Source organism: Hyunsoonleella pacifica, assembly GCF_004310335.1.
Taxonomy (GTDB): Bacteria; Bacteroidota; Bacteroidia; order Flavobacteriales; family Flavobacteriaceae; genus Jejuia; species Jejuia pacifica.
Genome location: NZ_SIRS01000001.1, coordinates 176,296 through 201,483, shown reverse-complemented (window position 1 = coordinate 201,483; position 25,188 = coordinate 176,296). Strand labels below are relative to the sequence as shown.

Annotated in this window: 17 protein-coding genes and 1 pseudogene; 1 reads left to right on the top strand and 17 read right to left on the bottom strand. The window is 31.3% G+C overall.

Translation table 11 applies throughout. The features are described 5' to 3' along the window. Positions 1-3,024, bottom strand: coding sequence for a SusC/RagA family TonB-linked outer membrane protein (locus EYD46_RS00915; protein WP_130935177.1), 3,024 nt, complete (start codon positions 3,022-3,024; stop codon positions 1-3). A gap of 68 nt (positions 3,025-3,092) precedes the next feature. Beyond that, positions 3,093-4,523, bottom strand: a complete 1,431-nt coding sequence (locus tag EYD46_RS00910) for a hypothetical protein (protein ID WP_130935176.1) — start codon at positions 4,521-4,523, stop codon at positions 3,093-3,095. A gap of 437 nt (positions 4,524-4,960) precedes the next feature. Between EYD46_RS00910 and EYD46_RS00905 the strand changes: the two genes are divergently transcribed. After that, a complete protein-coding gene (locus EYD46_RS00905; RefSeq protein WP_130935175.1) occupies positions 4,961-5,848 on the top strand; it encodes an AraC family transcriptional regulator in 888 nt (295 codons plus the stop codon). Between the two features lie 327 nt (positions 5,849-6,175). On the opposite strand, the gene EYD46_RS00900 is transcribed toward EYD46_RS00905, so the two are convergent. The 15 genes and pseudogenes from EYD46_RS00900 to EYD46_RS00830 all read right to left on the bottom strand — a co-directional run bounded on the left by EYD46_RS00900 (position 6,176) and on the right by EYD46_RS00830 (position 25,188). Then, positions 6,176-7,987 (bottom strand): Ig-like domain-containing protein, encoded by a 1,812-nt coding sequence (locus EYD46_RS00900; protein WP_130935174.1) that lies wholly within the window; start codon positions 7,985-7,987, stop codon positions 6,176-6,178. A 554-nt stretch (positions 7,988-8,541) separates the two neighbouring features. Further along, positions 8,542-9,594, bottom strand: coding sequence for a sugar-transfer associated ATP-grasp domain-containing protein (locus tag EYD46_RS00895; protein ID WP_130935173.1), 1,053 nt, complete (start codon positions 9,592-9,594; stop codon positions 8,542-8,544). 579 nt (positions 9,595-10,173) lie between these two features. Further along, positions 10,174-12,528 (bottom strand): GumC family protein, encoded by a 2,355-nt coding sequence (locus tag EYD46_RS00890; protein ID WP_130935172.1) that lies wholly within the window; start codon positions 12,526-12,528, stop codon positions 10,174-10,176. A gap of 190 nt (positions 12,529-12,718) precedes the next feature. Further along, positions 12,719-13,462 (bottom strand): WecB/TagA/CpsF family glycosyltransferase, encoded by a 744-nt coding sequence (locus EYD46_RS00885; protein ID WP_130935171.1) that lies wholly within the window; start codon positions 13,460-13,462, stop codon positions 12,719-12,721. 29 nt (positions 13,463-13,491) lie between these two features. Beyond that, a complete protein-coding gene (locus EYD46_RS00880; protein WP_130935170.1) occupies positions 13,492-14,607 on the bottom strand; it encodes a glycosyltransferase family 4 protein in 1,116 nt (371 codons plus the stop codon). Between the two features lie 41 nt (positions 14,608-14,648). Further along, entirely contained in the window at positions 14,649-15,551 is a 903-nt protein-coding gene (locus tag EYD46_RS00875) for a glycosyltransferase (protein ID WP_130935169.1), read from the bottom strand. A gap of 30 nt (positions 15,552-15,581) precedes the next feature. Then, positions 15,582-17,069, bottom strand: coding sequence for an asparagine synthetase B family protein (locus EYD46_RS00870; protein WP_130935168.1), 1,488 nt, complete (start codon positions 17,067-17,069; stop codon positions 15,582-15,584). Between the two features lie 578 nt (positions 17,070-17,647). Further along, complete coding sequence (locus tag EYD46_RS00865) at positions 17,648-18,526, bottom strand: hypothetical protein (protein WP_130935167.1); 879 nt, start codon at positions 18,524-18,526, stop codon at positions 17,648-17,650. After that, positions 18,514-19,338: a glycosyltransferase family 2 protein gene (locus EYD46_RS00860; RefSeq protein ID WP_130935166.1), complete on the bottom strand. Its 825-nt coding sequence runs from the start codon at positions 19,336-19,338 to the stop codon at positions 18,514-18,516. Before EYD46_RS00860 ends, EYD46_RS00865 begins: the two co-directional genes overlap by 13 nt. Before the next feature lie 3 nt (positions 19,339-19,341). Beyond that, positions 19,342-20,655: a hypothetical protein gene (locus EYD46_RS00855; protein WP_165454307.1), complete on the bottom strand. Its 1,314-nt coding sequence runs from the start codon at positions 20,653-20,655 to the stop codon at positions 19,342-19,344. A 156-nt stretch (positions 20,656-20,811) separates the two neighbouring features. Then, complete coding sequence (locus EYD46_RS00850; protein ID WP_206662879.1) at positions 20,812-21,321, bottom strand: acyltransferase; 510 nt, start codon at positions 21,319-21,321, stop codon at positions 20,812-20,814. A gap of 130 nt (positions 21,322-21,451) precedes the next feature. Then, positions 21,452-21,715: pseudogene (locus EYD46_RS18155) on the bottom strand (CatB-related O-acetyltransferase); the annotation flags it as partial. A 438-nt stretch (positions 21,716-22,153) separates the two neighbouring features. Continuing rightward, positions 22,154-23,104 carry a hypothetical protein gene (locus EYD46_RS00840; protein ID WP_130935162.1) on the bottom strand — a complete coding sequence of 317 codons (951 nt, stop codon included), beginning with the start codon at positions 23,102-23,104 and terminating at the stop codon, positions 22,154-22,156. A 20-nt stretch (positions 23,105-23,124) separates the two neighbouring features. Beyond that, positions 23,125-24,078 carry a glycosyltransferase family 2 protein gene (locus EYD46_RS00835; protein WP_130935161.1) on the bottom strand — a complete coding sequence of 318 codons (954 nt, stop codon included), beginning with the start codon at positions 24,076-24,078 and terminating at the stop codon, positions 23,125-23,127. A gap of 6 nt (positions 24,079-24,084) precedes the next feature. Further along, positions 24,085-25,188 (bottom strand): polysaccharide pyruvyl transferase family protein, encoded by a 1,104-nt coding sequence (locus EYD46_RS00830; RefSeq protein WP_130935160.1) that lies wholly within the window; start codon positions 25,186-25,188, stop codon positions 24,085-24,087.

Below are 25,188 nucleotides of genomic sequence, written 5' to 3'. Positions count from 1 at the left end.
TTATAATGTTAAATTTAGTCCTAGTATATATGTTTTAGACACAGGGTTTCTAGCAAAATCTACCCCATAACCATTTATAAGTCCTCCAGAAGCTACCTCTGGATCGAAACCTGAATAATCCGTAAAAGTTAACAAGTTTTGTCCAGCGACATAAAGCCTACACTTCTGTATCCCTTTGATACCAAAATTATACCCCAGTTGTATATTACGTAATCTTAGATAAGAACCATCTTCGATAAACAAATCAGAAGGATTTTGGTAATTACCATTTCTATCCAGCTCAGTAAGTCTCGGAAATCTAGCTCCAGTATTTGTTGGCGACCAAACTTCATTTATAGTACCTGCTAGCACATTTAAATTTTGAGTACCTGCACGATTATATTCAGTATTTCCGTTATATATATCATTACCATAAGTACCATACCATTGCATTGATAGATCAAACTTCTTGTAGTTCATATTAATACCAAGACCACCATAGAAATCTGGAAAAGGATTACCTATAGTTACTAAGTCTTCATCGTCTAATACTCCATCATTATTTTGATCTACAAAACGCAAATCACCTATTTGAGCGTTTTGTTGAATAATAGTTCCATCTTCGGATGTATGTGAGTTTAACTCTGTTTGATTTTGAAATATTCCGGCAGTTTGATACCCTTGAAACAGCCCTACAGTCTGACCTAATTCCGTAATTTTCACAAACCTATTTCCTAAGGTAGGTCTTCGCTGACCCAATAATACATCGTTACCTGGAGCCAATTCTGTAGCTCTACTCTCATTAGTAGAAATATTGAAGTTTACCCCTAATTTAAAATCATCCCATTGCTTATTGTAACCTAAAGCTATATCAACACCTTTAGACTCAAAACTTCCTACATTTTGAGCTACTACACCAGGTACACCTGTAAAATTAGGTAGTTCTACACTGAATAATAAATTTTCTGATATTCTTTCATAATATTCAGCTGACAAGGTTAAAGCGTTATTAAAGAAGCCTAACTCCACACCAAAGTTCTTATCCCTAAGCGTTTCCCATCTTAAATCTGGATTACCAAATCTGCTTAAAAAGTTAGATACCACGGCTTGACCTCCAAGTACAAAGTTATCATTACCTACACTAAAAAATTGGGAGTTAATATTAACACCTTCGTTACCGATCTCTCCTACACCTACTTTTAAACGTAAATTATTTATAGTTTCACTATTAAAAAATTGCTCAGAATCAACATCCCAAGCAAAAGAGACACTGGAAAAAATACCTGTTCTACCTTTACGAGGAAATTTTGACGATTGATCAACACGAACAGAACCATTAAAAAAGTATCTATCATCATAACTATAAATCGTTCTAAAGACTCCAGATAATATATTTGTTGTACCTCTGTTACCTCCTGTTCTAACAGTCTCGCCATTAGCAGCATTTAATTCTCTTAAATTTTCGTTGGTATTACTAGGTACACCATCTCTAAAACCATTTAGATTACTAAAATTCTCAGAATCATATAAGAAACCAACCAAAACATTAAAATAGTGCTTATCTAACAACGTTTTATCCCAAGTAATGGTGTTATTTAACACAAAATCAAAACTTTGATTTACACCTTTACTTATATTATTTATCTCTCTTTGCCTATTAGGTCCAATAAAATACTCTGGATTAAAGCTTTGAAAAGTAAATGAAGAATAGTTTAAACCAACTTGAGAAGTAAGTGTCAAACTAGGAGTAATTTTATAATCGAATTGTGTATTGGAGAAAAAACCAAAAAAATCGTTTTCATTAAACTGTCTTGCTATAGCGGCTACTGGATTAGGAACCAAATTTTGTGACAATCCATATATACTAAACTCATTTCTCCCTTCTCGTTCACTTTGAGGAATAAATACAGGAGTTAGAGGATCTATACGTAAAGAATTAAACAATAAACCTGGAGTATTTTCCCAGCGCTCTACCCTAGGACTGAGATCTTGTCTAACACTGATTTTATCGGAAATTTTAAAATCCACATTGAAACGCCCTGTTACCCTTTGATACCAACCCTTATCATAATTTGATTGTTGATCGAAAAAACTAAGACTTCCTGAATATTTAACATTATCACTTCCTCCAGAAGCTCTCACATTAGCATTAGTCACTGGAGCATAATCTACAACTACTTCATCCCACCAGTCAGTACCTGTACCAAAATCACTTGGGTTGTATAATTGTACTGTACCATCATTTGCTCTTCGGGTATTAATTATCTCAATATATTCTTGTGCATCAGCTGCCTGAATTTTATCCCAGTTTTGAACTCCATAATTCAAATCGACATTTACGATGGCCTTACCAGATTTACCACGTTTGGTAGTAATCAAAACTACGCCATTAGAAGCTCTTGACCCATAAATTGCAGAAGCCGCAGCATCTTTTAAAATTTGAATATTTTCTATATCCTGCGCATTTACAGCATTTAAAGATGTACCATCTGGCTGTAATATATTATCTATTACAATTAAAGGTGCTTGAGTACCATTGAATGTGGTAATACCCCGAATAATAATTTGTGGAGAAGCACCGGGAGATCCCCCTGAAGACAAAACCTGTACACCCGCTGCCCTACCTTGTAATGCTTCAGCTGGGTTACTTGCAACCTGCTGTGCTATAGCCTCACCTTTAACTGTAGATATAGATGTTGCTATTTTATCTCTTTTTACAGCTCCATACCCTATTACTACTACTTCTTCAAGTTGTGCATTATCTACTGCCATTGTTACGTTAATAACGCTTCTATTATTTACTGGAATTTCTTGTGTTTTATAACCTAAATAACTAAATACTAAAGTAACATTATCAGCAACGATCATAGTATAGTTTCCATCAAAATCGGAAGCAAAACCATTATTCGTATTTTTTTCAAGGATATTTACCCCTGGTATTGGCTGTCCTTGTTCATCTGTAATCGTCCCAGAAACTGTATTTTGGGAGATTGCGGTAAAACTTAAGCACAGCACACCTATTAAACTTAAAACTAGTTGTTTCATTTAATTTATTTTTTAATTGATTTGTTTTTGTTCTTTATTTAGTTGGATATAAATAAACAGAATATACTTTACCTGTCTTTAGCTATAATTCTGTTTAAGTGAGAGTCAAATATAAAGGTGTAATCTTTATCCAATACACTATCGTCAAACACGTAATTATTACCACCGCCTGGGATGGTTTTAGAAGGGTCTCCTCCATTAACATCTACTCTCCAAAACGGTGCCCAGCCAGAGGTATTCGCATTTAATATAAAACCATTTGCTCCGTTATCATTAGGTTGGTCTTGTAAAGTCACATCTATAGTCCATAAATAACTATTATTTGAATCTTGAGTAAACGGTTTTCCCGAATTAAAATGCCAACATTGTGTACTACCATCATTATTATTTGTACATGTAGAAGTTGTAGCGTCAATATAAATACCTCTACCTAAAATGTAAACTTGATCAAAAGCTGTATCGGTTGGTGTATACGGCGTTATTGTATAACTTAAATCTCTAACATCCATAGTAATTTCATAATATCCTACATTAGGAATTACTATAGGTGCTACATTAGCATCTTGCCCTAACACCAATTGTCCTGGCGTGTTAGGGTTAGCTCCAAAAGCAAATGGTTCAAATGATCCAGCTTGAGGAATAAACCTAACTTCAGAATTTGCAGTAGACGAATAATATCTCCCTGTAAAAACATACCCATCCTCACCAGATGCCTGACTTCCCTCAGTAGTAAAAGGTATTCCAAAAATATCCTGACCCAATGCCGCATCATTTGTTTCATCTGTTAAAAACATTGCACCGAACTGTAAATCTGTTACTACGCTTACTGATACAGTAGCTGTTGCCTCATTTCCAGTAGCATCCGTTGCAGTTATAGTTAATGTATAATTACCAGGATTAGCAACATCCAAATCATTACTATAATTAAAAGAGGCTCCAGAAACTGGGATTGTTTCATTTAAAATATCACTCTCTATTGCTAATTCAGCCAACTCTCTATCAGCTAAATCAATATTCAATTGTATCTCATTTCCAGCTCCAATTAATACTGTAGCCCCATCTACAGGACTATTAATAGTAATTGTCGGTGCAGAAATATCCTTATCTAAAGTTATAATTACGTCTCGAGTTGTTTCTACATCTCCAGCGTTAGTAATCGTAACTGGTATGGTATGTACGCTGAAATCCTCAGCATCATCAGGAACCTTAAATTTATAAGATATAATATATGTTTCAGGCAAAGAATCCTTTACAATTGTTTTATCAAGAAACCATGATTCATATTTAAAGTTTACTGTTTTAATCCCTGCAGGGTCTGTAATTATACCCTCAAAAAGAAATTCCTCTCCTGGCAGAGATGAAATTTCCTGGATTAAAGATTGAAATTCTGGTATGGAATCTACACTAACAGAATCATCATTATCACAACTAGCTATCAATATCAATGCGAATATTAGACTAATAGCTCCTAGCAATTTTAATTTAGTTGTTTTCATCATTTTTTATTTAGTTGATTATTTTATAATTTTTGAACATAGACATTTTTAATAAAAAAACAGACATATACATAATAGGTTTGTTTATTTGCATAAAAAATATAATTAACAATACTTGACGTATTTTTTATCATTTTTCGTAAAATTTTAATATATTTTTTTACGTTAACACAAAGGTACAATGCGTTAAACCTATAAGTGATAGACAAAAAAATCCTAAATATGGATAAAAACACTTAACTTGCACTTGTTTAAACCAATTAGTAATTAGCTATTAATTCATTTTACAGATTCTTGTAGTATTGTTCAACGTTTCAATACTGTTTTTTTAGACAAAAAGAGTAAGCCACTTTTAAGCTTACAATTGTTTGTTGTATTAAAATAATAGATCTAACTAAGCAAATAAATTAGCAGATAAAGGCAAATTAAAAATATATAAAATGGACAATACATTTGTAAAGGAAGGGTTCTTAGGTCAAAAAATGATTGCTTTACCAGAGGCAGTTATCAATATTATAAAGAACAATGCTATTACAAAAAAATTTTATATAACAGATTTAGGTTATTACCCAGTAGCTCACAACCACTATCGTTTAAGAAAAAAAGGAGCTAAAGAATTCATTTTTATCTACTGTACTAAAGGCAAAGGGGAAATAATTATAAATAATACTAAAACAGAAATAGCTCCAAATCAACTTTTTATAATCCCAAAAAAAGTTCAGCATGAATACAGAGCAGATGCTTCTGATCCTTGGAGTATTTATTGGTTTCATTTTAATGGTTCAATGGCACCTGAATTATATGAAAGATACAAAACAACCAACTATAATAACTATAAGGATGTTTTATTTTCAACTGATAAAATCAATCTATTCAATAAAATATTTGATTTGTTTGAAAGAAATTATTTAGAGAAACAAATAGAGTATGCAAATCTATTAAGCCTTGGTTTTATTAGCTCTTTTGTTTACCACAATGCCAATTCTAGAGCCGAAACTAACCAAAGAGACACATTGGTTGACCAAATAAAGAGTTTTTTGTTATCTAATCTTGGGGAAAATTTTACTTTAATTGAGATTGCAAATAAATTTAATTATTCTAAGTCATATTTACATACGAAGTTTAAAAAAGAAACTGGTTACCCTGTAATGGTTTTTTTTAATCTTAAAAAGATACAAAAAGCATGCGAATATCTAAACTATACAGATATGAGTATTAAAGAAGTAAGCTACAAAACCGGATTTGACGATCCTTTATATTTCTCTAGAATTTTCAAAAACTTTATGGGTAAATCACCAAGACATTACAGACAGAGTAAAAGGAAGTAGTCTAAAAACATGTACTTCAATAGTATACTTTAATAAAAAAACACCGCCAGTATTCTACTAACAGTGTTCTAAATTACTTATCATAATGTTGTCGAGGTGGTAAGATTCAAACCTGCGACCCCGCGTCCCAAACGTAGCGCGATAACCGGCTACTATTCTACACAAATACAACATTTCATAAAGAGTATAGCTTTAAAATTTTACCGTGTAATAATAAAAATTATTTCTATTATTTGTATAAATTTAACTTAAGAAAAAGAGGTTGATTTACTTTAAATCAACCTCTTTCATATGTCAAAATATTTTTATTACGTTATATTTTCTTATCTAATTAAAAAAGTTGTTTTCTTGTTCATACCAGATAGATCCAAAAATTAAATTACCCCATGATCCCATATCCTCATTTGCTTCCCACATACTTGCTATATAACCTTCATTAATTATTTGTTTGGCTGGGTATCCAACAGCGGTATTATACATGTAAAAATCACTAAGATCATTATCTTTATAATATAAATTAGCAATTGCAGGTATTGTACTCGGCTGTCTTTTACCAACTGTTGAAAGCGGTACTACAGTATTATTACTCTTTCTGAAAAATCTTAAATCGTTCCATCCTCCGTTGGCGCTACTTCTCAAGTAATTTGATTGTGCTTTTAGCACAGTATATAAGCTTTTTTCAGTTACACCATCCGTGGTACTTCCCCCCACATATCCAGAATCAGTTAAATTAGTTGAGCCGTTAACTATTCCCTCTTTTGTCTTATAATCGTAAAGTTTGTCTCCAGGAAAATGATTTGCCATTGCATCAGCATGAGCTATTTGAATTACCGCACCTAAGCTTACATAACTGTAAAATACACCTCGAGTTGGGTCATCATCCTTATTTCTCCATAGCTCTGCCATAGTGCCATCTGCAAAAACAGCATATTTTAAAAAAGATTTAACAAACTGTCTCGCCCAATTTTCTCTTTCTATATCATTATTTTTAACAGCCATAGAGTGAATGTAAGCAACACAATCCCATTGCCTATTATTATATATGTCTTGTGCCCAAGACATTGTAAACTCAACTAAATCTTTTCCTTCAGCATCTTGAACAGGGTTGGGTGTACTTGCTTGACTTACAGGATAGAGATCATTATAAATAAATTTACTCTCTCCATTAATATGCCAATTATTACCCAAATAACTGTCTAATCTGTCTTTAAGTGCTCTGTAGGCTAAATCTGCAAACCTATTAAACCAAGACTCGATAGTAGATATTTCCTGATTAGTTAATGTTGTTTGTAGATATTTAACGAAATAGTAAGAATCTAATGTTTTTTTTATTTTTGAAGTTTGAATCCAAAGCGCATACTCTGTATCCCATCTTACCACATTTGAGTTATTCCAAAAAGCCGTATTTAATGGATTAGTTTTAACCGTTTCAACTATTTCATTGGCAATCGCATTTGCAAGGTTTACATCATCCATTACGTAGGCATATACGGCAGAAGTGTGCAGGTATTGCCCCCTAGGAGGTAAACTTCCTGACTCTCCAAACTTAGGTCGGTATTCACTTGGGTTTGATAAAAAACGAGATGTAAATTCTTTTACCTTAGTAATATCATCAGAAAACCCGGATCTCAGTATATATCCATTTTCAAATCTCACTTTTAACTCTTCTTTCGCTTCAAGCGTAATTAAATAATTTTGATGGACTACTTCTACATTTACCTCACCATCTAATGATATTTTACCTCCATCTGATTTGGTAGCTTCAACGCTATATGTAAAATTATCTATAATTTCTGATGAAATATCTGGCGCAATATATTCAAACGAATTATTACCTGTACTATTGATCTCTCCATATACTGGTTGTGATATTGAGGTAATAACAACATTTGTAAACTCAGACAAATCATCGTTACTTAAAACATCCAACTCTTTAACACTACCTGATGATACAATAAATACGTCATCAACAATTATATTTTCACCAATGTCTTCACCTAAGACATTAGTGTTTTCATCTACTGTATCGTTAGACTCAAACAGTGTTTCTTCTTCGTTATTGCATGACAGCAAAAAAAATAAAAAAATAAAATAAATAGAAATATGTTTAAAAAAATTTGAGATGTAATTAAATTCCATAGGTTAAGTTTTGAGGGAATGAAATTACAGAAATATATAAAAAAATCGCTGAAAAGACATGTTTATTCGATGAAATACTTGTGCAGAAAAATGTAAATATCGATAAAGTGTAAAAATGCAACTTTAGTAGTCTTTAATTAGTATATGATAGAAGATTCTTTTGATAACCTGTTTTTTTGAAAAAACTATAGGCCGTAAAGTACTAATTTTGACTTCGCATTTCCAATAAATATTTAAACTATTTATCAAAAAAACGTATTCAAATCATATTTTTGAGAAATTTGCAGGCAGACTATAAGAACACAGCAAAATACTGTATTATCCTTTAAAATTTATGGCAAAATTTGTGAAATTGACACAATTTATCTTTGTTTTTAAGTATAGAAATATTAGAGGTACATATCTAGATTAATTTTTGGAGAAATATGCCATTGAAATATAAATAATTAATGTAGAAAAGGTATCAATATTTAAGGAATATTTTAAACTATTAAGGATGGTTTGTTTTTAATAAAATTTTCTTTCTCATTAAGTAAAAAAATCAAATATGAATTCTATTTCCATAGTTTTTCCCAACCTAAATCTTTAAAACACGGACCTTGCGTAAATTCAGCAAAACCAATACCCGTATGAAATCCATTCCATTCCATAATCTGTATGTTGTTATCCTTGTCTATAACCATATCCCAACCAATACATTTTACTAAGGACATAGCTTTTTGCAACTCAAGTGCCGTTTTAATGATGTTATTAAAGTTAGGAATTACTTCATTTTTAAAGATAAAACCTGAATCTGGATGTGCATCCATGGTGTACCATGATTTGGAATGCCCTAAAGTATTTAACATTCCTGTCTTTAAATTAATTGGAATAGAAATTTGTGAACTAGATTTTACATGAGAATCTTTGTTTCTACCCACTCTAAGATATGCAGCTCTTAGCGAGGCATCTCCTTCTTTTGATAATACCGTAAGCACACGAATCGTTGCTACAGAATTTGGCATAATTTTATTAAAAAAGGAATGTTGCTCGATATATTTTTGAAAAACGCCATCTCCCAATGCTTTTATCTTATGATAGTCATAATTCTTTTTATCAAATACCAGAACCCCTATACCTTGGGCAGAATTATTGAGCTTGAATACAACTTTTTCAGTATCCTTAAATAAATACAAAATGCTATTTCTATCTGTAATATATTCGTAGTTTTCGGTAAAAAAAGAACCGTTAACAAAATACCCTATATCTGGAAACATATTGGAATTAAAAAGTTTTTTGGACAGGGGTTTTAAAAAAGAGGTTCTACCAATTTCACCTTGTAGTTTAGGTACAACTACAGTTCCAAAATAATTTTCTGGTATCCACCCTTCTTTAAATTCCCCAATCATAGCACTATGAGCTCGTAGCCAAGGTGCATATCCGAGCCAACCTAATACATCTTCTGCATATGTGTTAGACATCTCAATCAACTTTGGATCTGTTTTTCCTTTTATAGACTCTATAGTTTTGAGCGCACTTTTAGCAAGTTTATTATGGGAATAATTGTAATAAAAACTGTTTGCATAATTTATAATATGTTTGGAATGAGACACTAGTTTTTCTTTCATATGTAATATGTATAAAAATTATAAACAATAGACATTTCGCATTTTTAAATAATACTATACCTAATATTAAAATAATTTATGTTTCATTTTTTGGGTTTCTGCTTATTAGTATTAATTGTAGAATAAGATTTGTAGATAAGTAAACTCTTAACTTTAAATTTTTGTTTATGTATTATAGTTTACATAAAAGAAAGAATATTGGATTAAATTATAATAATTAACTATTTAAAGTATAATTACTAAAATTCAAACAAACTAAAATAACATATAATATGAGATAAAAAGTATTGAAATATAATTAGTTTGGTTTTTTAAGCTAAGATAGGTCGATCTGAAAAGATTATATATTTTAAAAATGGTAACAAAAATTTAAGAGTTTTGCAAATCCATCTGACAAATGAAACGCAAGAATCAAAACTTAATGATATTTAGTAAATATCATTAGCGTAATTGCGCATAGTAGCTTTAGTAAGCTCAATGTATTTTACCTAGATAAAATTAAAATACTATTAAAACTATATTTTATTTTGTTTTCAATAAAACCATAACAGCTTAGATGAAGTATGTGTTTAAAGTTTTCTATTTACCATAAACATACCCGTATTTACTACCATAACCTAAGTGTCTTGGAGCTACACCATTCAAAACAAAAGATATATTTTTTAATTTCCCTTTTTGTACAGCATCCTTGCTAAACTCCATTAGTTTCTTTTCTGTAAAATCTGCTTTAGTTACGTATAGGGTTAAATCGGCATACATATTAATTAAAAACGTATCTGCAACAAGTAATGCTGGAGCTGTATCAACTACTATATAATCATAATCTTGCTTTAATTCAGAAAACAGATTACCTAATCTATCAGAGTGAAGTAATTCCGCTGGATTTGGAGGAATAGTACCAGATGGCAATACTGCCAAATTCTCATGAATTTCTGTTTTTTGTATATAAGAGCTCAATTTATGTTCTCTATTTACCAAATAATCACTGACTCCTAGAGCTTTATGAAGTTTTTTTTGATAGCGCTGTAATTGCGGATTACGTAGGTCTGCACCAACTAAAACAACTTTTTTACCAGACAATGCTAGAGTAATAGCCATATTAGTGGCTATAAACGTTTTCCCTTCTCCTTTAATTGTTGAAGTCACAAAAATAGATACTCCTTTATCACTTTTCTTACGTGATGAAATTAAAAACTGAAGATTTGCTGCTAAAATTCTGAAAGACTCTGCCAATACAGAGCGGTCGTCTTTTTTTATGAGTTCATCTTCTTTTTTTCTTAAAAGAGGTAGCTCTCCCAATATGGTAAGGTTTTTGGTTAGCTTTTCTAAATCCTCTCTAGATTTTATTTTATTATTTAGTAGCTCTCTACTGCGAATTACTAAAAATGGTAATAACAAGCCCAATATTACCGCAGAACCTAAAATGATTTTAGGGCTTGGGCTTATACTACCTCCAGAACTTGAAGCGCTGTCTACAATTTTAGCTTTAGGCCCTGTGACAGAAAGTTCCAAAGTGTTTTCCTCACGCTTTTGCAATAAAAATAGATACAGCGCCTCTTTTATAGACTGCTGCCTTTCAATACCCCTAACCTGACGTTCTTGGCCTGGCATTCTAGCTATTTGGGATCCAATAGATCCCGTTCTTTTACGTAAACTTTCCCTTTGAATGATTAAATTTTGTCGCTGATTAAGCAAACTTTGTTTTACATTACTTTTTAGTTGGTCTATTTGTTCGTTAAGACTGACCACCAAAGGGTTTTTATTGGTAGAGCCTGAGAGAAGTTTATCTCTTTTTAAAATTAGATCATTATAATTAGTTACAAATGCATTAGTTTCAGATTCTAAACCTAGATTTGCTGGCAATAAGTCGTTACTTCCAGATTCTATATAATTTAACATAGAACTTGTAACCTCCAATTGCGTAGCTACCTGCTGCTGTTCCTTGTTATATTCGCTTATATTTTGAATCATAATACTGGATTCTGTTCCAATATCTGTAAGTCTATTTAATTCTTTGAAAGATTCTTTACCAGACTCCACAGAATCTAATTCACTATTAATTATACTTAGGCGCTCATCGATAAAATCCGCAGTACTTTTAGCTATTAAATTTTTATCCTCAATAGCCTCTCTATTGTACTCGAATATTAATTGGTTTAAAATGTCTTCTGACCTTTTTGCTACACCGTCAGTTAATTTTAGGGTAATTAGAGTGGCCTTATCATCAATTAATTCCACCTCCAGCTTTTTCTTGTATGCCGCTGCGACGCTTCTTGCTGATAAAAATTTAATGGTTACCTCTTTCCAGTTGGCAGTATATGATGTATCAATTATATTACTTTTAATCACAAAATCTACAAAACTTAATTGTATGTGACTATTAAAATCTGTTTTTAGTATTGTTTCCTCTGTTTCATTTAGTAACTGTAAACCATTTTCTCCTAAATACTTAACCTTAAAGGTATTATTTTCATTATTAATGGCTCGCTTTAATTTTTCTTCATCTAACCGCAATATTTCTACCTTAATCGGGCTATTATAATATAAAGGTCTAGGCACTAGATCTTCATCATTAAAGTATTGTATATTTAAATCTAAGGCCTTCACAGTATTTAACATTAAGCGTTTAGACCTTAGTAAACCCATCTCGTTAGCCATACTATTTGAGCTTAATCCTCCAGACAATAAATCTACATCAAAGCCATTAGTTGTTCTGGAAGTACCATTACCTTTCTCATCGTTTATTATTATACTTGCAATACTGGTATACTGGTTAGGTGCTTTTTTAATGTAAAATACTGCTAGTGACAAAAAAATGGTTGTAATTATTAAAAACCATGGCCAAAAACGTTTGTATTTATCTAGAATCTCTCGTAAGTTAATTTCGTTACTATCCTCTGCAACAGGTAGATATTTATATTTTTCTTTTGCCATTGTCGGTATTCGTTTTAGGGATAAATTTTTTATGTTTCTAACGCCTTAGTAAGTTTCTATTTGATGTATACTAAAAACTACTTGAACTTTTTCTTATGCCTCCGCAAAGATAGAAATGTTAGCGTTTATATTATCGATTTATTTTAGGCTTTGATTTGTGAAGTTGTTTATTGAAAAACATTTAAGTTGGTTAAGAAGTATAATTGGGTTTTACCTTGGCCTTGATAAGATACCCTCCAAAAATTAAACCAAAATAGATATAACGCTTCCACATGCGTTTAGGTTCTTTTATAAGTCTACCAAACCATTCTAAACCAAGTTTTTGCCAAAATTTACTTGGTCTTGATACTGTCCCTGCATAAAAATCAAAAACAGCTCCAATAGCACAGATAGGTCCTTTTACGTTTAAGTCGTATTTATGCATCAAACTCCATTTTTCTTGCTTAGGAGCTGTCATTCCTACAAATAAAACGTCTGGCTTAAACGTATTAACTTCATTTACAATAGTAGCGTTTTCTTCTTTAGAAAACTCTTTTTTAAACGGTGGAGAGTAACTACCAACCTTAATATTGGGATAGTCCTTAGCTATTCGTGATTCTATCTTTTGTAATGTTGTTTTTGATGCCCCCATATAAAAACAAGAACCATGATCTTTATTTAAACGGTGTAATAAGAATTCATGTATATCGGCTCCAGCAATTTTTTTAATTTTTTTACCTAATAGCCACTTTACAGCCACAACAATTCCTACGCCATCAGGTAATAATATATCTGAATCACGTAAAGATTTTTTAAACTGCTTATCTTTTTCAGCAATACAATAGGAATACTGATTAATTGTATTCACTACCATTTTTTTACCTTTCGGAAGTTTGTCTAGGGTATCCGTGAACACTTCATAACCTAAACAGAAAACTTTGGAGAGTTTATGCATATTACATATGTTTTATACTAACTAACGACTTATTTGTTTAAAGCTTTAATTAAAATTGCTTCCATTTTTTTCTCAAACATTGAAAGCGTAAAGTTTTCTTCGAAACGTTTCTTTCCCCTTGCTCCATATTCTTTTCTAATATCCGGCTCTTTCAACATTTTCAACATCGCTTCTGCGAGAGAATCCACATCCTGTTGTTTTACTATAATCCCCGTTTTATTATTTTGCACTATTTCTCCAATTGCACCTTCATCTGTAGTAATAATTGGAAGCCCAAATTGCATAGCTTCTAAAAGAACTAAAGGAAAACATTCATTATGATAAAAAGTAGGAAACACAAATACATCGGATTTCTCAAAAAAAGATACTTTATCCTGTCCATATTGTTTGCCATGAAAAGTTACTACATGCTGTAATTTATATTTTTCAATAGCACTATTAAACTCCTCTTCTTGTATATCCGCCCAAGCACCTATAAAATGACATTCAAATTTTAGACGCTGCTTGTGTAAGATATAACATGCTTTTAATAATTCTAAAACACCTTTTTGTCTCAGCATATTTGATAAAAACAAAAATTTACAGGGTTCTAAGGTCTCTATTTTTTCTAATTCCTTAAATGTATTAAAAGTTGAGTATTCTGGGATTCCATTGGGGCAGAAATATACATTTTCTGCAGAAACGTATCTTTCTATATCTTTATAAAGAGAAGGAGCAAGTAAAATACATTTTGTATTATTAAAAGCATATTTATACAAAATCGCATTATACCATTTTTTGCTACTTAACGCTACCCCTTTATTATGGAAATGGTAAACAATATTAACTTTAAAAAGCTTTACTAAAAGGATTATAAGAAAATCTTTGTAAAAACCAGGACCTTTGGCCGTCAATGTCATATAACATAAATCGTACTTACTATTTTTTAATTTCCTAAAAACATTTCTTATAATGCTGAAAATGTGTTTGAACTTACCAATGCCCCCTTTTCCTATTTTCTCTAAACTAAAAGACGCTGTTAAATTAACATATTTCGTTTCAAATCTAGTATTTATTATTTCACTATCTTGAATATACTTTCCTACTAAAGCTGCTCCGTTGATTGGAGGTGGAATATGCAAGATGAATAGAATTTTAGATGCCATGAAATAAATTTAAAAATACTGAGGAAGCAGTATCATAATTATTAATAAAAAAAACCTTTGAGTTTATAAACTATTCTGGTTTTTATGCTATATGGTATTTTAAACTGTTTTATAAAAGTATTATTAAGCACTACTTTATCTAAAAAATTAAATCTAGTAGTATTTGTTGCATCTAAAGGAGTAGCGAAACGTAACATTTCAAAATTTCCTTTAGTATGTGTAGCACCTTGGGTAAAACCAATATTTTCTATTTTTGAGATAATAGGAAATACTGAGTAGAGATCATTTTTAAATTGGTGGTAACACCATCTTATAGCCCAAGAATCAATAGTATTTTTCATTTGCTTAGATAGCATAAATGACATATCAGACCCCATTCTATTAAACCTCCTTTTGGCATTAGTATTATTTTTAAAATTTGAGTAATCACTAACGTCCCAATCTACTTTTTCCCACTGAGTTCTATAGGTTGCCCAACCCCATGAACTTGCTCTCTGTGTAAAGTAATTATCATAAACATATTGTTTTGGTACTTTAATTGGAGGTGTATATCCAGAAATTGATATTATTTTGTCATTGTCTTTATAAAAATCAAGACTTTTATTCATGAAATCTAAAAAGTTAGCACTGGTTTTTAGGTCATCTTCCAAAACAATAACAGTTTCATTTTCTTTCAAAATTTGAGTAACACCTTCTAAAATTGATTTCGCTAGCCCTTTATTTTTTTTAGAAAAAATACAGGTTATTTTTTTAAAACCAGTTATCGTCTTTATGTAAGCTCTTACTGCTTCAATTTGCGCAGCATCAGTCTCTTTTTTAGGACCATCGGAAAATATTATTATTTCAGATTTTTCTGCCAAATTATTATTCTTCAATGCTTCCACAGTAGCTTTAAGAGGTGCTAATTTTTTGTATGTAAAAAGTGCAATAGGCGCTAAATTCATAGTATTATCAGGTATGAAAAAGTTTTATGTTTAGTGATTGTATTTTTCATAACCCAGTTTTACCAGAAATGATTTAACAGTAACTTTTATTTGCTCCTTAAAAGACTTTGGATTAATTGGTTCTGTAAGTACTTCGGGCCATAATTTAGCCATAGTTTTTTGATACAATAAATAGTTTTTGGGTTGTGAACGGTACTTAGGGACAATTCGAAGCATTGTATCTAATAACTCACGGTTGTTAAATGGTGTAAATGTATCATGCACCATATCCCACTCTAATTGGTTTTGCGTTTGCCAGCTCCCCGTACTCACTTCCCAGTGGAATAAATCTAAAATATTATAGCCTTTATTATTTTCTGGTCTTTTAATGTTATCATACCATTCTTCAATTCTATTTTCAATAAACGAAATACCTTTCCAGTTTGGGTTATAAGCTAAGATATCTTTACTAGAATTTATTTTTGGATGTTTCCCATTTTTATAAAAATAACACCGTCCGGTCTCAGAGCAACTTCCTTTAATAGCCATTGTACCTTCTGGTAAATTTTTTGAAATACCATATGCAATGTACCCCCAATCATCAAGATGAGCCATATCTGAGTTACTTAAGTAAATATCCTTAAATTCATCATCGGTAGACATTTTACAATTCATTACCTTATGATCAATTCCTAACGTATCTTTGAGTTTAAGTGGTATCCAAATATCACTATTATTTTTATCTAGCGTTCTATACTTTAAAGTATAAAATATCATTTTAGCTTTAACTGTCTTACATGCACTCAAAATAATTCGGCTATCAAATCCCCCAGTAAGACCAAGAGCTAGATTATATTTTTCACTACCAACTTCCAAAGTCTGTTTTAACAATGTAGAAAATTTTTCAAAAGCACTCTCAAAATCCTCGATTTTATGAATCTTATTTGGCCAATAGCGTGTTTGCTTTAATTCATTAGTTTTTAGGTAATGGTTTGGTGCTAATTGATTTACTCCGTCATATAGTGAAGTACCGCTTGGATACCAGCTTTCTTTACTTTTTTTAAGGTATTCTGAATTATGGAAGCTATTAAAGCGTTCTCCTTTAACTATGGTTCCTGGGAAAACGTGATTAATCAATAGAGGTTGAGAAGCAAAACAGAGTTTATCTTTAATGGTTTTATAGAAAAACGTTTTTAATCCACAGGCGTCATTAAAAAAAGTAAACTCATTTTCTTCCTCAATAATTAAAACAAACCTCCCTGTAAGTCCATATAAAACTTCTGCAATACCCTCTTCATCGTTTTGGGTTACCAATTTTTCTAAAATATCAGTTGATGTCAACTTAGCATTTCTAGGATCTAATACATGCCCTAAAAGCACTCCTTTTTTTTCATTATGTTTTACAATAGTAGTAAAACAATCTGGGTGGACATAAAGTTCGTGCTGTCCTAGTTGTTCATGAAACCAACCTTCTAATTTTGATGAGGACTCTGGAGACAATATAAACTGTCGTCTAAATTTTAATTTTTTTAAACTCATAATATTTTTGTTAAAGCTTTGAGAGTACTATTTTAATTTCTTTGTAAAAAACTAAATGTATTGACCACTTTTGGCGTCCATATAGTTGATTTAAACTGAAATTAAATCTAATAGAGCTTTTCCCAAATAAGTTTTATTTTTTAAAAAAGTCTGCGTATTTGACAAAATTATGAACATTTGAGACCTATATGACTAATTTGTCTATACTCTATCTTTTTTCTATAAAAAACGTTAGTCGCTTAATTGCTAGTAACTTTTCTTTTGTAAATATTAGGCATCGTTTTTAAGATTTTATTACAAGTCTTTATCATGACGATTGAAATAATGACTAGAACCCACATAAAATGATTCCCTTTAGCTAAACCTCATTGAATGTAATTATGAGGTTAAAAACATATAACAACTAAATAGCACTATTTTTATTTTCAAAACACAGTGTTCTATCTAGCTTTATTCAGTTTTTAATTATATTATTATGTTTATTAAACCCCATTTAAAATACCCTGTTTTCCTACTACAATAAAAGTATAATTAGGTAATTAGTAATTTTTGCAATATACCTAGTGCTATTATATTTTTTAGAATTTAGCTTTTTTTTCTATCAACTTCTTTTTAAAACGTTTTAACACAGCTGTAGTAACCGTGTGAATGGTTTTAAACCACCCATCAACACTTGCAGCAAATACAACTGGATGGTATTGCTTTTTTGAAAGTGTAATTAATTTTGTTTTATCCAAACTTAAAACATGTTTTAAATTGTGTCTCAAAAAAGGAAAACCGTGATTAGATGTTTTAAATACAACCCTTAAAATATCTTCTTTTTTATGGAAATTTTCGTATTGTTTAATATCAATTAAAGATTTACTTGATTGAAAATAGAAATAGTCAGTCTCTGAAGTTATGAAATTATCTATCTTAAAAAATTTAGCACGCTCAGAATCTTTGTATTTAAACAACAATGGGTTTGTAATTGCATTAGAACTTTGCACAACTACATTTAAATTTAACTGCGCATTAAACGCGTAAACACGATCTGCTTTTAACAACCCTCCATAAAGCATTGCGGCATAACCACCAGCGGAACTTCCAAGTGTAAATATCTTGTAACCTTGTGTTAATTCCTTAAGTAATTTTAGCAATTTATCTGGAGAATTGTGGGTGGCGCTTATCCCTTCTACATACCACTGTTTTTGCACATCGCGTATAAAAATATGTTTATGAGCATTGTCAAAAAAATTACGTTGCCATTCAAACTTATCTTTTACTAAAATACTATTTTGAAACGCCTTGCTAGTATTTGGATAATATAATTCGTTACTGCTAAAATAGATAGCACAAAGGTCTTTCTGGACTTTATCGCCTTCATGCAATTTTACTTTATAGTTCTTAGCATTGGTGTAAATCGCTTTAACTTCTGGGTTATCTATCTGAAATATAAAATTATCTACTGTTTCCATAAGTTGGGTATCAAAAGTCTTAAATGTATAGAGAGTAAGTGTTTTAAAGCTAAACCTAAACCGAAATGTCTTTTAGTATAAATAAAATAGTACTTTGGATGGCTATTACCTAAAGGCGAGTATAATGCTTTAAGCCTTTCTTTAAAAGGCACATGACTGTAACACCATTTTGGTAAATAATCGTTACTCTCGCAAGAACCTAAATATCGTTTTGTTGTTATAAGCTTAAATCCTTTTGCTAGAGCACGATGGCCATAATCAAAATCGCCAATAGCATGTGGAAAAATAGGGTCGAGATTACCTACGAGATCATATACTTTTTTTGGTACGAGCAAGCAGTTACCATTAATGTTGTGACATTCTTGTATGGTACCATTAGGTATTATGGGATGACCTTTTTTCGTTTGCCCGCCATAGGTAAACGCTCCTGTTTTTTCACTTTTGAAGGCTCCGCAAACTACAACATTATTATCTTCTTCTAAAGCACTTTCTAACATCTCTTGTAGTGCATCTGGATATAAAAACGTATCATCATTTAATAGTATATAGTAATCATACTTATCGTGTTTTGATGCTGTTTTCCAGGCAAGATGCATACCTCCGTTCCAATACAAACTGCCTGTCCCTTGAATAACATTTACTCGTGGGAATTGCTCGCGAACACTAGCTCCCGTACCATCTGTAGAGCCATCATCTACCAAATAGACTTCTAGACTAGTATTATCAGGAATGGAAGTAAATAAGTTTTCTAAGCATGACAAGGTTTTATTTACTCTGTTAAAACAGGTAAGTAATACTGCAATTTTACTCATAATTTATGATTGTTTAATCGCTCGCACTTTCTTTAAAGTGGCTTTTCTATAACGAATGTCAAATATTCCACACACCCAATATTTAAATTCACCATCAGTCATACTTCTAAAGGATAACGAATAGCACATACCAATTAAAATCCATAGACAAATATAGGAAAGGTCGAAACGACTAAAATCCTCTACCCAAGCATAAGTCCATCGAAAACAAACATATACCGCTATTATTTTCATAAACCAACTTTTAGATTTATACAGAGCTAAATAAGAGGCTCTAATAAAAATAATGAAATATAATATGACACCTATCAAACCTGTCCAAGTAAAAATATTTAGAAGGGAAACTTCATTACTATACCTTTCAAATTTTCCTGTCCCTGTTAATGCTTCAATCTTTTCTCCAAATAGTACAGAATCATTACCACGAGCATATGTCCTACCAAACCAAACATATTCATTTTTTATTGCCGAGCCTATAACTTCTACGTATAATTCAGTACGTGTATCTGCAGTTAAGTCTTCTTCATCACCAAGTGTATTATTCGTTGTATACTCTCCTTCGGTATATTCACTTATATTAAATATATTAAAAGTCCCCGAAACAGCTAACGTAAATAACACAAAGGGAAGTCCCAACAAAAAAAGCCGTGTAATTCTCAAAATCTTTTCATTTACAAATGGTCTCAAATAATACAACATCCCAAAGCCTAATGCTATTACAAATTTTATAACATTACTACGAGCTTCAATACTTGATAATATCACTATCATTGTAAAAGCTAGCATTACTATTTTCCATTTTTGAGATAACAAGGGTAAAAAAAGTAACATAAAGCTAACGGGAATTAAATACACGCCGTACGCGACTTCATTCATGACTAAAATAAACAAAAAGAAGGCTGGCAACATATACTTCATATACATATTAAAAATACTTTGTACCATTTCCCTGTGCGTACTAAAATAGATCGTCAATGGTAACAAGAAAACAAAACTCATGGTTATTAAGTTTTTCCATTCCCAGTAATTTTCTGCCACAAAACAGCCTCTTACCATCGCACTAATATTCCAAATTAAAAAGACAAAAATTATAGTATCAAAACGCTTGTTTGTCGTGTCATAAAATCTCTTTTTGATACTGAAAATATAAAATAGAACAATACTATTAATAGCCCAAAAACTACTTATTCCACCTAAGTTAATAATAGACCAAGGCGAAATAGTTTTTACAATAACTATAAATAAAAGAAATACAATATGTTTATTTAGTTTATTTGTAATCATATAACATCTTTGCTTACTAATAGCTTTTATCATTAAGTAATAATGGGTAATATTTTATTGTCGTTTTACCAAGAGATAAAACTAATTATTTAACATTGCTTATTTTCTACACCTAGCAGCTATTGGGTCTACATTTTTTCTATGTTGTTACAAAACGTTTTTTGTGTTATTTAAGTTTGTTTGTTTTGATTATTGCGGATAAGAATTTATTGTTTTTATCTTTTTTGCTGGATTACCCGCCCAAATTTCATTTGCAGGTATATTTTTAGTTACCAAAGAACCAGCTCCTATTATAGAATTCTCTCCAATTGTAACTCCTTTAAGTATAATTGAATATGCCCCTATAAACACATAATCTCCAATACGAACTGGACTTACTTTCTTATATTTAATATCATCATCCATAGATATTCGTTTTGCTTTATCAAGACTATGAAAATCAGTATCATATATACAAACACCACCTCCAATCTTTACATGATTACCAATATTAATTGATGTATGACAAACTAAAGCTGTCTGACTCATATTAGTATTTTCTCCAATGATTAATTTTGCACCTTTGTCTACAAAAAACATACATGGCTGTGTACAACCTATAGGATTTGATATCATTGTATTGTTCATTCTAAAACCTCTACCAATCTCCATGACCCCACCTCTAGCGACCATTATTTTTGGAACGCCTTTAGTACTCATACTTTGATACTTAACCTTATTCAAGTAAAATAAAACCCTGCAGATACAACCATCACAAAAATACTTCCCTATATAAAATAACTTTCGCAGACCTTTGTATACTAAACTTAAAATATGCTGCATTATTTATTTAATTACTATTAATTATTCCTTTAAAAATTGTATCCATCTTCTTAACCTCATGAGGTTGTTTTGTCCACCATTGCGTTTTTAGCATTGCTTCGCGCTGCTTCTCATTAAACCTATACTTAATAATTTTAGCAGGTACACCACCTACTATAGCGTACGGTGCTACGTCTTTGGTAACTACTGCACCAGCTGCAATTATAGCACCATGCCCAACAGTTACCCCATCCATTATAATCGCTTCGGCTCCTATCCATACGTCACTACCTACAATAATCGTTTCGTACTCTGCGTAATCTTCACTTTGTTCAATTATTGGAGCATTAAAATAAGTATGTGGTTTATAAAACATACGTGCTGTAGAAAATAAATGTGTAGGGTGGCTGCCTAATCCTATTCTAACCCCGTGCGCAATAGAGCAATAATTACCAATTTCAGCATTTTGTATGATACAGTCAAAATTTGTGTACGAACAAAACCCTATTTTACTATGATTTATTGTGGTATTGTCGTGTATACTGGTATAATCGCCTATACTTACATCATTAGAAAAGGTACAACCTTTTGAAATTTTTGCATTTGGAAACCGTCTTCTGTTTTGTATGTCTCTAGCCTTGTTATTGGCGACTTCTAAAAGCCCTCCAAATAAACCTAACGGAAACCATACAATACGTGCTAACTTTTCTTTTAGTGTCATAATATGTATTTACCAATAGCATGCTCCTTCAACAACATTGGCATTTTTAGGTTTTTCGTTTTCCCCAGGACGTACCCAGTGCTCATTAAATAAATTTATATATGGCCAAACTATGTAGTCTTCCCATCTTTTGCCTATAATACCAAATAATAATTGTGTGGCTCCTGCCATGTGAATCGCTTTTTTTCCACTACGTTTAACATGCGCAGCTAATGGAAAACCATAAGCACCACATCCAATAATACAAATATCATAATCTGAAGCATCTATTTGTTGTTTCATATACTCTAAAGCCTCAAACCAATCCTTAAACTCTGTTTCTGCACCAGCAACACTTTGTACTGCTTTAATGGTCTTAAGGTCGAATTCAGGGAGTAGGTTATTATCAAATAATAAGTCTCGTTTCTTGTACTGTTTTTGTATTGTATCTGCAAATGGATGAACGACTAATACCTTTTTACCTTCAAGGGCTTTAGTCCAAGGATTGGTGCAGAAAAAGGGTTCTAAATCCTCTAAAACAATACGTTTAGCATTGACTAAACCTTCAGCTAAATGACGCTCCTCGTGTAGCCATGATCCCAAAATATCAACTTGTTGAGTATCCTTTAACATTAAATCACAAAAGGTTTCTATATTCTTTTGGGTTGGCGGAAAAAACCCACTCCAAGACTGTAATTGTTTCATAACAGACGGTTCCCACCACCACTTTAAGCTTTTACCAGTTATGAAATCCTTAATATTCCTATTGTTTTGTTTAACGCCTATATAATTTATAATATTAACCATTTCGGTTGAACCGTATCTAGCAATCATACATGGCTCATTTGACTTTAAAGCATCATATATTAGCTGATTAGCATAAGTTTTATTAGAAAACAACCACCAGTTTCTACCTTCTTTAAATTGTTCTTCATTTAAAGTTTTAATTGCTCTTCTAAAAAGTTTTAGTACTGCTTTCACTTAGATAAGTGTTAAGTTAATTAATAGTTTAATCTTGGATAACCCCGTAATCGCCATCTTATTTTTGTAACATAAACGAAAGCAATGGCAAATTTTCTGAAAAATCGATTTATAAATAAGAACCATTCACCTGAAGAAAACATTTTACATAAATTAGGCTGTATATTTTCTTTAAAGAATAAGATATTGTTATAATTCTTGGCTTTTAAATTTGCCAAGAAAAAATGCCTAAGTTCATACTTGGTAAAAATTTTATAATTTAAATTCTTTTCTTCTAATTTTAGCCAAGTGTCATGAACGGTATTAAATCTTTTTATTACATCATGTTTAACCACATTAAAGGAGATGGTGGTAGCCTGTCCTTCTACATCTCCCACATAAATACTCAAAGTAAAGCCAGAATATATTACCTTAGCTTTGAGTGCTAATTTGAAAAACAAAGCATAATCTTCGTTTCTTTTCATGCCTGCAGGAAACCCCCCGGATTCTTTAAATAAATCTTTTGCCACAACAGTGGCACTTGTATGTAAAAACACATGGGGATTTTCAAAAAAATCTATTTCTACAATTAAGTGTTTGTATTTATCGGCTTGTCTTAAATATTCCTTACCTCCAGATCTTACTTTTCCTGCAGAACAAAACAAGCCAGCATTGGGAAATTTTTGAATAGCCTCGTGCATTTTAGATAAATAATTGGGAAGCCATTCATCATCACCATCCAAAAAAGCAATATACTCGTATTTAGCATGACGAACACCCTCATTGCGAGCAACACTTACGCCTTGATTGGACTGATTTATAATTTTTACCCTAGAATCGGTTGTAAAATTTTGAATAACGGAAACACCATCATCTGTACTACCATCATTTATAATAACAACTTCAAACTCTTTATATGTTTGATTCAAAACTGTATCCAAAGTTCGAGTTATAGTATGTGCTTTGTTATATAATGGTATAACAACTGTAATCATAGTTAATTAGTTTAATGATTGGCTAAGGTATGCTTTTGAGCTTTCTATAAGTTTATTTAAATTATCTCTATTACTTGTATTTAGATTCTTTTTGTCTAAATAGTTAAAATTATCAGCATTACCATTTTCAATGATTCGTTCTGTAATATTACTAATCGCCATTATAGATCTTATTCTTCCTGCTGCGTGGGGTCGAGCAACATAAATAAATTGTTTCTTATTAAATAAAACAGAAAATGCTGTGCCATGAAAAGAATCTGTAACGACATACTCCGCATTTTTTATTAAGCTTATAAATTCTCTTGGGCCGCTATCATAAATTTGTGTACAATTTTTATAAAAATGATCAGCAGATTGAGTTTGACAAACTATTTTTAAACCAGTTTCTTTACTAATTTTGTTAGCTATTTTCAGTAGGTCATAACCACCGTTTAAATCATAAATAAAGATATATTTTTCATCAACCAAAGGTCCACTAGACATCTCCTCCCATTGTTGATCTGACAATAAAAATATAGGATCTAATACTACAGGTACATCTTTATTTAAGAGACTTGAAATATAATTAGCCCCGTCTGACTCTCTACAACTTAAATGATCAAAATCTTCTAAAAATAATTTAATTCTGTCATCTGATATTTTTTCAAATGACGAAATCCCAAAACTAGGAGCGTATGCAGTTTTCTTAGCGTTGTTTTTAGTAAAATTAAAATAGAAAGCTTCTAAATATTTATAATTTGGATGAAATACTTGATCGCTACCAACGATATAGTGATCAAAAACAGGCATATTTTGCAATAATTCTTCTTCTGTTCTAAATCTCTCTGTTAATTTAAATTCTTCTTTGATAAAATTCTCAAATCGATGCTTTCGTCTTTTAAGTGAAGGATAGCGTAATAAAACAAAAAATTGCTTGTACAGATATAATAGAACATTTCGCCTAAAAGGAATTAAAATATTATATTCTTTGATATGCTGTTCTGTTTTAAAATCTATATTTTTTACAGATGCCTGAGGGTATTTTGCCTTCAAGTATTTTTGTAACGCAAAAGCTTGAAGCGCAGCTCCATAATTTATTGGTGTGTGAAATGTTAAAATTCCAATTTTCAT

Bases quoted from the DNA above. Each gene is read 5' to 3' on its own strand.
- EYD46_RS00905 (WP_130935175.1), top strand. From the start codon at position 4,961: ATGGACAATACATTTGTAAAGGAAGGGTTCTTAGGTCAAAAAATGATT.
- EYD46_RS00900 (WP_130935174.1), bottom strand. From the start codon at position 7,987: ATGGAATTTAATTACATCTCAAATTTTTTTAAACATATTTCTATTTAT.
- EYD46_RS00860 (WP_130935166.1), bottom strand. From the start codon at position 19,338: ATGAGTAAAATTGCAGTATTACTTACCTGTTTTAACAGAGTAAATAAA.
- EYD46_RS00850 (WP_206662879.1), bottom strand. From the start codon at position 21,321: ATGAGTACTAAAGGCGTTCCAAAAATAATGGTCGCTAGAGGTGGGGTC.
- EYD46_RS00865 (WP_130935167.1), bottom strand. From the start codon at position 18,526: ATGGAAACAGTAGATAATTTTATATTTCAGATAGATAACCCAGAAGTT.
- EYD46_RS00835 (WP_130935161.1), bottom strand. From the start codon at position 24,078: ATGATTACAGTTGTTATACCATTATATAACAAAGCACATACTATAACT.
- EYD46_RS00830 (WP_130935160.1), bottom strand. From the start codon at position 25,188: ATGAAAATTGGAATTTTAACATTTCACACACCAATAAATTATGGAGCT.
- EYD46_RS00880 (WP_130935170.1), bottom strand. From the start codon at position 14,607: ATGGCATCTAAAATTCTATTCATCTTGCATATTCCACCTCCAATCAAC.
- EYD46_RS00890 (WP_130935172.1), bottom strand. From the start codon at position 12,528: ATGGCAAAAGAAAAATATAAATATCTACCTGTTGCAGAGGATAGTAAC.
- EYD46_RS00915 (WP_130935177.1), bottom strand. From the start codon at position 3,024: ATGAAACAACTAGTTTTAAGTTTAATAGGTGTGCTGTGCTTAAGTTTT.
- EYD46_RS00875 (WP_130935169.1), bottom strand. From the start codon at position 15,551: ATGAATTTAGCGCCTATTGCACTTTTTACATACAAAAAATTAGCACCT.
- EYD46_RS00870 (WP_130935168.1), bottom strand. From the start codon at position 17,069: ATGAGTTTAAAAAAATTAAAATTTAGACGACAGTTTATATTGTCTCCA.
- EYD46_RS00910 (WP_130935176.1), bottom strand. From the start codon at position 4,523: ATGATGAAAACAACTAAATTAAAATTGCTAGGAGCTATTAGTCTAATA.
- EYD46_RS00885 (WP_130935171.1), bottom strand. From the start codon at position 13,462: ATGCATAAACTCTCCAAAGTTTTCTGTTTAGGTTATGAAGTGTTCACG.
- EYD46_RS00855 (WP_165454307.1), bottom strand. From the start codon at position 20,655: ATGATAAAAGCTATTAGTAAGCAAAGATGTTATATGATTACAAATAAA.
- EYD46_RS00895 (WP_130935173.1), bottom strand. From the start codon at position 9,594: ATGAAAGAAAAACTAGTGTCTCATTCCAAACATATTATAAATTATGCA.